9 protein-coding genes are annotated in these 12,584 nt (G+C 65.0%); 1 reads left to right on the top strand and 8 read right to left on the bottom strand.

Annotation, left to right across the window (positions count from 1 at the left end):
• Nucleotides 1-155: 155 nt before the first annotated feature.
• A complete protein-coding gene (locus ACZ0AJ_RS08140) occupies nt 156-1,736 on the top strand; it encodes an aldehyde dehydrogenase (NADP(+)) (RefSeq protein ID WP_499454475.1) in 1,581 nt (526 codons plus the stop codon).
• A 120-nt stretch (nt 1,737-1,856) separates the two neighbouring features.
• On the opposite strand, the gene ACZ0AJ_RS08135 is transcribed toward ACZ0AJ_RS08140, so the two are convergent.
• The 8 genes from ACZ0AJ_RS08135 to ACZ0AJ_RS08100 form a co-directional block, all read right to left on the bottom strand.
• Nucleotides 1,857-3,467, bottom strand: coding sequence for a tyrosinase family protein (locus tag ACZ0AJ_RS08135; protein WP_499454473.1), 1,611 nt, complete (start codon nt 3,465-3,467; stop codon nt 1,857-1,859).
• A gap of 67 nt (nt 3,468-3,534) precedes the next feature.
• On the bottom strand, nt 3,535-4,677 hold the full coding sequence (locus ACZ0AJ_RS08130; protein WP_499453776.1) for a sugar ABC transporter permease: 1,143 nt from the start codon (nt 4,675-4,677) through the stop codon (nt 3,535-3,537).
• Nucleotides 4,678-4,693: 16 nt separating this feature from the next.
• Complete coding sequence (gene xylG, locus ACZ0AJ_RS08125; RefSeq protein ID WP_499453774.1) at nt 4,694-6,247, bottom strand: D-xylose ABC transporter ATP-binding protein; 1,554 nt, start codon at nt 6,245-6,247, stop codon at nt 4,694-4,696.
• Nucleotides 6,248-6,342: 95 nt separating this feature from the next.
• A complete protein-coding gene (xylF, locus tag ACZ0AJ_RS08120) occupies nt 6,343-7,347 on the bottom strand; it encodes a D-xylose ABC transporter substrate-binding protein (RefSeq protein ID WP_183552288.1) in 1,005 nt (334 codons plus the stop codon).
• Nucleotides 7,348-7,459: 112 nt separating this feature from the next.
• Nucleotides 7,460-9,238 carry an IlvD/Edd family dehydratase gene (locus ACZ0AJ_RS08115; RefSeq protein WP_332532123.1) on the bottom strand — a complete coding sequence of 593 codons (1,779 nt, stop codon included), beginning with the start codon at nt 9,236-9,238 and terminating at the stop codon, nt 7,460-7,462.
• A 21-nt stretch (nt 9,239-9,259) separates the two neighbouring features.
• Nucleotides 9,260-10,132 (bottom strand): SMP-30/gluconolactonase/LRE family protein, encoded by an 873-nt coding sequence (locus ACZ0AJ_RS08110; RefSeq protein WP_499453772.1) that lies wholly within the window; start codon nt 10,130-10,132, stop codon nt 9,260-9,262.
• Entirely contained in the window at nt 10,129-10,932 is an 804-nt protein-coding gene (gene xylB / locus ACZ0AJ_RS08105; RefSeq protein WP_499453770.1) for a D-xylose 1-dehydrogenase, read from the bottom strand. Before xylB ends, ACZ0AJ_RS08110 begins: the two co-directional genes overlap by 4 nt.
• Before the next feature lie 77 nt (nt 10,933-11,009).
• Nucleotides 11,010-12,230: a fumarylacetoacetate hydrolase family protein gene (locus tag ACZ0AJ_RS08100; protein ID WP_499453768.1), complete on the bottom strand. Its 1,221-nt coding sequence runs from the start codon at nt 12,228-12,230 to the stop codon at nt 11,010-11,012.
• Between the last annotated feature and the right edge of the window lie 354 nt (nt 12,231-12,584).

Below are 12,584 nucleotides of genomic sequence, written 5' to 3'. Positions count from 1 at the left end.
AACCATGCTAAACAATCCAGCCGGTGCTGGCAAGCAGAATGTTCGCGCTAACAAATAAAATTCAGGATACGAACTTCGATGTCGGCCAACTTCTCCACGCAATGATGATTGCGTATAACATTGGCGACCTACACGAATTCAACACAGGAGATTGCATGAACATCAACGGAGAAATGATCATTGGCGGGCGCATCGTGCGCGGCGAAGCCGGCACCGTCCGTGCTTACAACCCGGGCACGAAGCAGGAACTTGAACCTGCGTTCGGTCTTGCCACGTCCGACGACCTGGCCCGTGCCTGCCTGCTGGCCGACGCTGCCGTCGAGCCGTACCGCGCGCTGAGCCTGGAAGAGCGCGCCAATTTTCTTGAAACGATCGCGCAGCGCATTATCGACCTGGGACCGGCGCTGATCGAGCGCGCCAGCCAGGAAAGCGGTTTGCCAACGGCGCGCCTCGAAGGCGAGCGTGGCCGCACCGTCGGTCAGCTGCGCCTGTTCGCCAAGGTCGTGCGTGACGGCTTGTTCCTCGAAGCGACGCTCGACTCGGCCCTGCCCGAACGCACGCCGCCACGCGCTGACCTGCGCATGCGCAAGATCCCCGTGGGCCCGGTCGCCGTGTTCGGGGCCAGCAACTTCCCGCTCGCGTTTTCCGTGGCCGGTGGCGACACCGCCTCGGCACTTGCGGCCGGCTGCCCGGTCGTCGTCAAGGCCCACAATGCGCACCTGGGCACGTCCGAGCTGGTCGGCAAGGCCGTGTTGCAGGCAGCGCTCGACTGCGGCATGCCCGAAGGCGTGTTCTCGCTGCTGATTGGCGAAGGCAACATGATCGGTGGCGACCTCGTGAGCCATCCGGCGATCCGCGCCGTCGGCTTTACCGGTTCGCGCGCAGGCGGGCTGGCGCTGGCGCAAATCGCCAGCCGCCGCAAGGAACCGATTCCCGTCTACGCCGAAATGAGCAGCATCAATCCGGTCTACCTGCTGCCGGGCGCCCTGGCAAGCGGCGGCGCCGCGCTGGCAGGCGCGTTCGTCGATTCGCTGACGATGGGCGTCGGCCAGTTCTGCACCAACCCGGGCCTGGTCATCGGCGTAGCCGGGCCACAGCTGGATGCGTTCCGCGCTGCGGCAACGGCAGCGCTGCAGCTCAAGCCGGCGGGCACGATGCTCACCGCGGGCATCCATACCGCCTATACGGACGCGGTCGGCATTCGCGCCGGCATCGCGGGTGTGACGCTCGTCGCGCACGGCAGCAGCGAGGGCGCGGGCTGCGCGGCGAAAGCGGCGCTGTACGAATGCGATGCTGCCACGTTCCTGGCCAATCCGGCGCTGGAAGAAGAAATCTTCGGCCCGGTCTCGCTGTTGATCGCGTGCCAGGATGAGGGAGAGCTACTGGCCGTCACGCGCCATCTGGAAGGCCAGCTGACGGCCACCGTGCATGCGGTCGCAAGCGACCATGCGCTGGCCGGCGCCCTGTTGCCGCTGCTGGAGCGCAAGGTCGGCCGCATCCTGTTTAATGGCTTCCCGACCGGCGTCGAGGTAGCGCATGCAATGGTGCACGGCGGCCCGTTCCCGGCCACGACCGATCCACGCAGCACATCTGTGGGCGCGACCGCCATCGAACGCTTCCTGCGCCCCGTGTGCTACCAGGACGTGCCGGCCGGCCTGCTGCCCGATGCACTGAAGGACGGCAATCCGCTGCGAATCGCCCGCCTGATCAATGGCGAGCTGAAGCTGCCTGCGTAAGCACCGCTGACGCAGGCCAGGGCCGCGAACCAACACCGCAGCCCTGATCTGCCTGGCCGTCTACAGATCAGCCCTGGTCTGCCTGGCCGTCTACAGATCAGCCCTGGTCTGCCTGGCCGTCTACAGATGCTGCCGTTCGATATCCTCGGCATCGCCTGACAACACATGCGCATCGTCCGGGGCGAACGCAAGTTCAACCCGGATCTCGTTGGCGAGGATCGCCTTCCCTGCCGGCGGACGATCGCCATCGACACGCACCCAGGACAACGCGAGCTCGCCGAAATTGACGCGGTCTTGTCGCGCCAGCAGATACGACACATCGAATTCGATCCGTGGCTTGCCGTGGTGCGCTGCGGCGGCGATCTGGAATGCGCCCAGCGTGCCAATGAGCGACGCCTCACGCTCCGCCTGCGACGCGACCATGGCCGGCATGTCGAGATACAGCGCATAGAAAAAGCCACCCTTCTTCGCCGCCGCGCCCACCGACAAGTTGTCAAACACCAGCTTGACCATCCCCGGCATCTGTCGAGAATCGACGCTGGAATCGATGCTGGAATCGACGCTGGAATCGTATTCACCACGATCACGGCACAGCGCAACCACCCGCGCCAGTTCTGCCGCATCGCTTTTCCCCAGCCGCAGCAGCACCGACACCGATTGCTCATCGAACGGCACTTGCGCTACGCCACTCACTGAGCGCCGTGTGCTCGACAGGCGGCGCCCCGCCACCGTCCTGAACGACTGGAACGGCGGCCGCTCCAACAGCGCAGCGCGGGCCGCCGCCGCGGCAGGGACCGGCGGCAGCGTCGTCGGCACCGCGTTGGACGCATAGCTCGTGCCCAGCCAGCCGGGGATTCTGGTCTTGTAGCGCTCGATGCTCAGACCGCTCGCATACGCATGGTTGCCCGCCCAGTAGACATCGCTGTTGGTCGACGAATACGGATTCGCTGACTTGGGCATGGTCTTGCCGGATAAAAGAGACCATGCATGGGTCAAGCGGTCGACGCTGGCGTGATGCAGGAAAAAAATGGGGTCGAGCGGCGACTGCATCGTGGTCATGACCCCGCCGATCAGATCATGGACGGGGTTGTGCACGTCTTCGATGCTCGGCTCGAACGCATTGCTTTTGCCGCGCTGAAAATTGCGCACCGTTGACGCGAATGGCGCCAGGCTCAGCGCACCGTACACGTTCGAACTCTGCCTGGGCATGTACAGCGGATTGCCCGGTGCCGGATCGGTAAATTCCGTCGGCAAGGTCGCGTACGAGTAATAGTCCCAATACGGCAGCGTCAGGTAGGGGTTGCCGGACACGCTGCGCAACTGCTGCTCGAAGTAGTACAGATAGCCGCGGTGCCACGAAATGAAATACGGCACGCCGTGCGGACATGTGTTGACATGCACATTGGACCAGTAAGACAGTGAACCCGGGCTGGCCTGATTGGCGTTGGCGCGCATCGTCGCAATCGCGTTGACGAAGGCGGGATACTGGCTGGTGGTCTTGAACTGCTTCCATTCGAGCCGTGGGCCGCTGCTTGCCTGCGCGGCGGCCAGGCCGGGGAAGCACTGTGCAACAGTGACCCCGATACCTGTTTTTAAAAACCTTCTCCTGGCACCAACGTGGGTTTTCATCGCATCCCCCGACTGAACAAAAAAGCTGTACATGTTCAGTCGAGTGTAGGAAAAGATCCGGCGGATGGCGCGCGCACGATTGCCCGATTTAAGGGCGATCAAAAACGCGCCAAAGTGCGTGGCTCACATCGGACAATTGGTGCGCTGGCAGCGGTAAATCCAATGAAGCTTATCGGGTGTTGCCGCGCGTCGCAACATCCAGCCACACGGCCAGGGTCAGGATCAGGCCCTTGACGATCATTTGCCAGTACGCATCCACGTCCAGCATCGACATGCCGTTGTCCAGGCTCGCCATCACGAGTGCGCCCACCAGTGCGCCATGCACGGTACCCGCGCCACCGCGCATCGACGTGCCGCCGATGAAGCAGGCAGCGATCACGTCCAGCTCGGCCGACACGCCGGCCGATGGCGAGCCGGCCGCCAGGCGCGCCGTGTTGATCAGCCCAGCCAATGCGCACATCAGGCCCATCAGGCCGAAGATCCACAGCTTTACCTTGCGTACGTCGATGCCGGACAGGCGCGTCGCTTCCATATTGCTGCCCACCGCGTAGATGCGGCGACCGAACACGGTCTGGCGCGCGATGTAGCTGAACACGCCCAGCAGCACCAGCAGGATCAGCACTGGCAGCGGAATGCCTTCGTAGCTGTTGAAGGTCGAGATCAGCCCGGCCAGCACCGCGCCAGCCACGACCACGCGCAGCGCCGAGCGCCACACCGGGATCACCGGCAGCTTGTGGCGCGCCTGGCTCGCGCGCTGGCGCCAGACCAGCACGCACGTCAGCACGAACAGGCCAATGCCCAGGATGCTGCCCCACAGCGGCGGCAGGTATGCCTGGCCCAGCTGCTCCATGCCCGGCGAGACCGGCGCCACGGTGGCGCCACCGGTCAGCCCCAGCACGACCCCGCGGTACGCCAGCATCCCGCCCAGGCCGACAATAAAGGACGGTATGCCCGCATACGCCGTCAGATACCCGTTGAGGAACCCGCACAACAGGCCCGCACCGAGCACGATGATGACCGACAGCGGCAACGGCAAGCCGTGCGTGACATCGAGCACGGCGGCCATGCCGCCCAGCAGACCCAGCAGCGAGCCGATGGACAGGTCGATTTCGCCGGCAATGATGACGAACACCATGCCGCAGGCGAGGATGCCGGTCACCGACATCTGGCGCATCAGGTTCGACAGGTTGCGCGCCGAGGTGAAGCCGCCATCGGTCTTCCAGCTGAAGAAGGCCCAGATCAGCGCGATCGCCACCAGCAGCGCCAGAATCTTGTACTGCGTGAAAATGCGTTTGAACGTCATCGTGGTCATTGTGTGATTGTGGTTGTCATGCGTGGTGAGGAATCGACGGCGCTGCCGCCGCCTGGCCCAGCGCGGCGGCCAGCACCGTTTCCTGGTTCAGGTTCTGGTTGACGAAGTCGCCGTTCAGGCGCCCTTCCTTCATCACCAGCACGCGGTCGGACACGCCCAGGACTTCGGCCAGTTCGGACGAAACCATGATGATCGCGATCCCCTGCGCCGCCAGTTCCAGCATCAGTTTGTAGATTTCGAACTTGGCGCCGACGTCCACGCCGCGCGTCGGTTCGTCCAGGATCAGCACTTTCGGGCCGGTCAGCAGCATCTTGGCCAGCACTGCCTTTTGCTGGTTGCCGCCCGACAGCGACGTGATGGCCAGCGCCGGCGTCGCGGTCTTCAGCGCCAGCCGGCTGATCTGCTCACTCACGGCGCCCGCTTCTTCGTGGTCGTCGATGCGGCTCGCGTGCGAAAAGCGCGGCAGGACCGACAGCGTGATGTTCTCGCCCACAGACAGGTCGCGCACGATGCCGTGGTGCTTGCGGTCTTCAGGCACCAGCGCAAAGCCGGCGCGGATGGCTTTCAGGGGTTCGGACGTATCGACCTTGCGGCCCTCGAGCCAGACTTCGCCCTCGTGCTTGCCCGGATACGCGCCAAAGATGGCCGTCACGAGTTCGGTGCGCCCGGCGCCGACGATTCCGGCGATGCCGAGAATTTCGCCGCGCCGCACCTGGAACGAGACGTCGTCGACCTTCTTGCGGCCCGGCTGCTCCGGATCGTAGCAGGTGATATGGCGCGCCTCCATGACCACCTCGCCCACCGGATGCGGCAGCGACGGATACATCTGGCTCATCTCGCGGCCGCACATCTGGTTGATGATGCGCTCGACGCTCATCGCTTCCATCGGCGTGGTGGCAATGTGCTTGCCGTCGCGGATGACGACGACCGTGTCGCAGATGGCCGCGACTTCTTCGAGCTTGTGCGAGATGTAGACGCAGGCCACGCCACGGCTTTTCAGGTCGCGGATGATGTCCAGCAGGACCGCGATTTCCGACGCCGTCAGCGATGCCGACGGCTCGTCGAGAATCAACAGGCGCGCGTTCTTGTTCAGGGCCTTGCCGATCTCGATCAGCTGCTGGTGCCCGCCGCCGTAGTGCTTTACGGGCAGCACCACGTTCACGTCCGGCAGCTTCAGGCCGCGCAGGATCTCCGCTGCCTTCTGATTCATGGCCGGATAATCCATGCGCCCACCAGGCAGCGTGATCTCGTTACCCAGAAAGATGTTCTCGGCCACGCTCAGTTCGGGCACCAGCATCAGTTCCTGGTGGATGATGATGATGCCGGCGTCCTCGGTCTCGCGCACCGAGCGCGCCCGCAAAGGCTGGCCGTCCAGCACGATCTCGCCCTCCCAGCTCCCGTGCGGATAGACGGCCGACAGCACCTTCATCAGCGTCGATTTGCCGGCACCATTCTCGCCGCACAGGCCGATGCACTCGCCCGGGCGGATCGCCAGGTCGATGCCGTCGAGCGCGGGCACCCCGTTGAATCGCTTGGCGATTCCCTTCATTTCAAGCAGATAGCCGGCCATCGAAAGACTCGTTTCAAGACGTTGGACTACCGGCCGGCGGGGTTCGCCAGCCGGTTCGCCCGCAGGCGCGGGCGCTGTAGCAGGGTGACGCCGGCTTATTTACCAGCCAGCTGGCCTTGCGTATAGAAGCCGTCCTTGACCAGCATGTCGACGTTGGCCTTGTTCAGCAGGATTGGCTTGAGCAGGATGGTGTTGACGGGCTTGAAGCCGTTATTCAGTTGCGCGTTGTAGGCAGGCTTTTCGTTGCGCACCAGTTGCACGGCCAGCGTTGCGGCGCTGGTGGCGATATTGCGCAGCGGTTTGTAGACCGTCATCGACTGCGTGCCGGCGATCACGCGGCGCACGGCCGCCAGGTCGGCGTCCTGGCCCGAGACCGGGACCTTGCCGGCCAGCTTCTGCGACGACAGCGCCTGGATCGCGCCGCCGGCGGTGGCGTCGTTCGAGGCCACGACAGCGTCGATCTTGTTGCCGTTGGCGGTCAGCGCGTTTTCGATGATGGCCATCGCCTCGGACGGGCTCCAGTCCTTGACCCACTGGCGGCCGACGACCTTGATGTCGCCCTTGTCGATCAGCGGCTGCAGCACCTTCATCTGGCCTTCGCGCAGGATCTTGGCGTTGTTGTCGGTCGGCGCGCCGCCCAGCAGGTAGTAGCTGCCCTTCGGCTTGAGCGCGACAATCGACTGTGCCTGCAGTTCGCCGACGGCCTTGTTGTCAAACGAGATGTAAGCGTCGACATCGGCATTGAGGATCAGGCGGTCGTACGACAGCACCTTGATCTTGGCTTTCTTGGCTTCGCGGATCGCGTTGTTCAGCACCGTCGCGTTGTACGGCACGATGACCAGCACGTCCACGCCGCGCGAGATCAGGTTCTCGATCTGGGCGATCTGGCGCTGCTCGCTGGCGTCGGCCGACTGCACATACACCTTGGCGCCGAGCTTTTCGGCCGCGCCGATGAAGTAATCGCGGTCACGGGTCCAGCGCTCGAGGCGCAGGTCGTCGATCGAAAAACCGATCTTCGGGTTCTTGGCGTCGGCCATGGCGGGGGCGGATGCGAACAGCATTGCGCAACCGATACCGACTGCCGTGATGAGTTTTTTCATGCTTGTCTCCAGTGTATTTTCGACGCCTGGACGGTAGGGTCCGGGCGAAGTTCCGACATTCTGCTCAAGAATGGCTATTAATGCCACTTTTAGTCATCGTACAAACTGCGGTTTAGTGGTTATGCCGCGGCATCGCGCCGGCCACGGCCCGATAGGGCAAGGCCAGTTCCATGCAGGCGCCCGTGTGCAGCTGGCCCACCGTGGCGCGGTAGATCTCTTGCCACGGTGTCTGGCTTGGCGGGATCGCCGGCGGCGTGTCGAGCTTGCGCGCCTCGAGTTCGGCGTCGGACAGCAGCACGTCGCAGCGGCCGTGCACCAGGTCGACGCGCACGATGTCGCCCGTGTGCAGCAGCGCCAGATTGCCGCCGGCTGCGCTTTCAGGTGACGCATTCAGGATCGACGGGCTGTCCGAGGTGCCTGACTGGCGGCCATCGCCCAGCGTCGGCAGGTTGTTGATGCCGCGCTTGATCAGCGCATCGGGCGGCTGCATGTTGACGACTTCGGCCGAACCGGGCCAGCCAATCGGGCCCGCGCCGCGGATGACCAGCATCGTGTGCTCGTCGATGCCCAGTTCAGGGTCGTTGATGCGCGCATGGTAATCGTCGGAGCCGTCGAACACGACGACCTTGCACTCGAAGCAGTTCTCGGCGCCCGGCGTGGCCAGGTAGCGTTCACGGAAGCTCGGCGAAATCACGCTCGTCTTCATGATCGCGAAGTCGAACAAGTTGCCCTTCAGGACCAGGAAGCCTGCGTTTTCCTTGAGCGGATCGGCAAACGGGCGGATCATCTCGCGGTCCATCGTCTGGTGCATGTCGATGTTCTGCGCCAGCGTTTTGCCGGTCACCGTCAGGCGATCCGAACGCAACAGGCCCGCCTGATCGAGTTCCCACATCACGGCCGGCACGCCGCCCGCGCGGTGGAAGCGCTCGCCCAGATATTTGCCGGCGGGCTGCATGTTCAACAGCAGCGGCACTTCGTAACCGTAGGTCATCCAGTCTTCAGTGGTGATCTCCACACCGGCATGGCGCGCCATGGCCATGATGTGTGGCTGCGCATTGCTCGAGCCGCCGATGGCCGCATTGACGACGATCGCATCGAGGAACGCGTCGCGCGTCAGGATGTTCGACGGCCGCACGTCTTCCATCGCCAGGCCGACGATGCGCCGGCCCGTCTCGTACGCCATCTGGCCGCGCTCGCGGTACGGCGCGGGAATTGCGGCGCAACCGGTCAGCGACATGCCCAGCGCTTCGGCCACGGCGTTCATCGTCGACGCCGTGCCCATCGTGTTGCAATGGCCGGCCGACGGGGCCGAGGCAGTGGCGATGTTCATGAACTTCTGTTCGTCGATCGAGCCGGCCGCCAGCTGGCGGCGCGCCTTCCAGATCGCGGCGCCCGACCCCACCAGCTCACCGTCGAACCAGCCGTCGAGCATCGGGCCGCCCGACAGCACGATGGCCGGCATGTCGACGGTCGACACGGCCATCAACTGGGCCGGCGTGGTCTTGTCGCAGCCGGTCGTCAGCACCACGGCGTCGATCGGGTAGCCGTGCAGGATCTCGACCAGGCCCAGATACGCCAGGTTGCGGTCCAGTGCTGCGGTCGGGCGGCGGCAGTTTTCGAAAATCGGGTGCAGCGGGAATTCCATCGGGATGCCGCCGGCGTCGCGGATGCCGTCGCGCACGCGCTTGACAAGTTCCAGGTGGATGCGGTTGCACGGCGTGATGTCGCTGCCGCTCTGGGCGATGCCGATGATCGGTTTGCCCGAGCGCAGTTCGTCGGGCGTGATCCCGTAGTTCATGAAGCGCTCGAGGTACAGCGCCGTCATGTCGATCCGCTCCGGATTGTCGAACCAGTCCTGCGAGCGGAAACGGAAGGTGGATTGCTTGGTCATGCGGTGATTCTCCAGTGCGCGTTACAGGTGCAACGCATGTTGCGGCAGGCCCGGCGCATCGGCGCGGAACGTGAACAGGCCACCGGCCAGCGGCTGCGCCAGCAGATCGGCATCAACCAAACCCTTGCGCGCGGTGGTGGCATACACGGTGCGCAGATCGTCGCCGCCGAAGGCCGGCTTGGTGATGTTCGCGCACGGGAAGCGCACTTCACCGACCTTGCGTCCTTGCGGATCGTAGCGGTCGATGCGCCAGCCGCCGAAGACGGCGACCCACAGGTGGCCTTCTGCGTCGACTGCCATGCCGTCCGGATGGCCGCTGCCTTCGTGCGTGACGAACAGGCGCTTGCCTGTGAGCGTTCCGTCCGGGCCCAGGTCGAAGGCGTGGATCGTACGCGCCAGCGTGTCGGTGTGGTACAGCGTGGTCGCGTCCGGGCTGATGGCCGGACCGTTGGTGATGATGTAGCCGGCGTCCATCGCGCGTGCCGGCTGGCCGGCGCCGTCGAAGCGGTACAGCGTGCCGGTGGCCTCGCTCTCGCCATTGTCCATCGAGCCAAACCACAGGCGGCCCGCTGCATCGACGTGGCCATCGTTGAAGCGGTTGCCCGGCAAGTCGGCTTCGACGCGGGCCAGCGCGATGAACGCGCCATCGGTCTCAAGAAAGCGGTACAGGCCATCTTCGAGCCCGCACACCATGCCGCCATCGTCGCTCGGTGCGAGAAAGCCGATCTGCGACGGCGCATCCCAGCTCTGGCGCGCGCCGCCGTCTTCATCGCAGCAGTGGATGCGGCGGCCCTTGATGTCGACGAACCAGATCTTGCGCCGGACCGCATCCCACAAGGCGCCCTCGCCCAGCGTGGCCTTGACGTCCCACAGGCAGTGCACGGCGCCGGTCATGCGCCGTACCAGCCAGCGTCGACGAAGTATTCGCGGCCGCTGCAGCGGCGCGCGTTGTTCGAGGCCAGGAACAGTGACAACGCCGCCACGTCCTGCATCTCGACGCGCTGCGGCAGGCACTGGCCGGCCAGGATGCGCGCTTCTTCTTCCGGCGTATGCCACAGCGCCTGCTGGCGCGGCGTGCGCACGGCACCCGGAATCACAGTATTGACGCGGATATTCTCGGCGCCGAGATCGCGCGCCAGGCCGCGGCTCATCGCCTCGATCGCCGCCTTGGCCATCATGTACAGCGACAGCTGGTTCGACGCCAGGTACCACGAGATCGAGCCGAAATTGAGGATCACGCCGCTGCCCTGACGGCGCATCATCGCCACTGCCGCCTGGCTGCAGAAATAGGTGTGGCGCAGATTGACTGCCATCCGGCTTTCCCAATAGTCGGGCGTGACGTCGTCGATGCCATGGCGGTCGTCGTTGGCCGCGTTATTGAGAAGGATGTCGATGCCGCCAGCCTCCGCCTCGATGGCGGCAAAGGTCGCGGCCAGCGCATCGAGGTCGGTCAGGTCGCACGGCAAAAAACGCGGCTTGTGCGCGGAACCGGCCAGCGAATCGGCCAGCGCGGTCGATGCGTCCTTGGCGATGTCGAGGAACCAGACCTGCGCACCCTGGCCGGCAAATGCCGTCACCAGTTCGCTGCCGATGCCGGTGCCGCCACCGGTGATGACGACGCGCTTGTCGCGCAGGTCGGGATAGGTCGCGTAGACCAGTGCGGCGGGGGTGGAATCTGGTGTTGAATCGTGCATCGTGAACTCGTGGTTATCTTGAAGCGGATCGTGGGTCGAAACGTGTAGCGAAACGTGGGGCGCGCCGTCAGGAGGGGTCATGCTGGACGGCCTGCCAGCAGTTCGCGCCGCGCCAGGTTCTGGTACAGCGCGCGCACACCGAAGGTCCATGGCTCGATGGTGTCGCTGCGGCCGACCGTGTTGACCAGGGCGCCCAGCGCCGGGGTCGAGATGGTGACCTTGTCGCCCGGGTGGTGCGTGAAACCGCCACCGGCCGCGCCGCGGTCCTTGATCGGCGAGAACATCGTTCCCAAAAACAGCATGAAGCCGTCCGGATACTGGTGGTGCGCGCCGCAGGTCTGGGCCACCAGGTCAAGCGGGTCGCGGCTGATCTCGCGCATCCGGCTCGAACCCGCCAGCGTGAAGCCGTCGTCCGCGCCTTCGATCAGCATGCCGACTTCGCAGCTGCGCAGCGTGTCGAGCGTGAAGTCGCCGTCGAACACGCGCACGAACGGGCCGATGGCGCACGAGCCGTTGTTGTCCTTGGCCTTGCCCAGCAGGAGCGCGCTGCGTCCCTCGATGTCGCGCAGGTTGACGTCGTTGCCCAGTGCGGCGCCGACGATCTCGGCGCGGCTGTTCACGGCCAGCACGATCTCGGGTTCCGGGTTGTTCCAGTGCGACGACGGGTGCAGGCCAACGACGGCGCCATGGCCCAGCGACGACATCGGTTGCGATTTGGTGAAGACTTCGGCGTCGGGGCCGATGCCCACTTCCATGTATTGCGACCACAGGCCGCGCGCGCTCAGCTCCGTCTTCAGGCGCATGGCGGCGCTGGAACCCGGCACCATCTCGGCCAGGTTGGTGCCGATGGTGGCCTGCAGTTCCGTGCGCAGTGCAGAAGCGCGGGCAGGATCGCCCTTGGCCTGTTCTTCGATGACACGCTCGAGCAGGCTGACGGCAAAGGTCACGCCGGCCGCCTTGATGGCCTGCAGGTCGCATGGCGCGAGCAGCTGGACCCCGCCCTCGCCCAGGCCACCGTCCAGCGCCGCTTGCAGCAGGCTGGCGGCGTCGCCCAGATCCTCGCCCGCGGCGCTCCTGACGATCGCCAGCATGTCGGCGGCATCGCGCTCGAACAGGTCGGCCACAGTGGCCGCGTGGTGGGTGATGTCGATGATGCGGCCGGCGCGCACAGCGACGACTGCCGGGCCGTCGATCGGCGCCGGGCGCCAGACGCGGCCAACCAGCAGGGCCGACGCACTATCAGCGGGGAGCGCGTCGGGTAGCGCGCCGGGTAGCGCATTGACGGAAGATGCGGTCATGTTTTCTCTCGTTCGTGGTGACGGGTCCTGGCGGGCACGCTGAAAAATGCGAAGCAGCGTGGCTTGTGCAGCCGGGACAAACCGGTACTCAGAAGGTGTGACGGGAAGGCGCGCGGCTGAGCAGGGCTGCAGCCACGCCGGCGGGTAGCCGGGTGTGCGGGTCTTGCATGGTCGTCTCCTGATGCTTTCTGATTATTTTAATGTGCGTCACAACAATCCTTTAACAGAATTGTTAGCGCAACCATTGCAGTCTAAACTTCTGCTCGGACGGTTGTCAACGAATTATTGGAATGCTTGCAGGCAGGCGGGAACGGCGACGGATTCGGCGTTCGCAGCCGTGCCGGGAGATGGTCC

This window comes from Telluria sp. AC161, assembly GCF_979258535.1.
The sequence above is the reverse complement of the archived record's forward strand: the minus strand, read 5'-3'. Positions and strand labels throughout refer to the sequence as shown.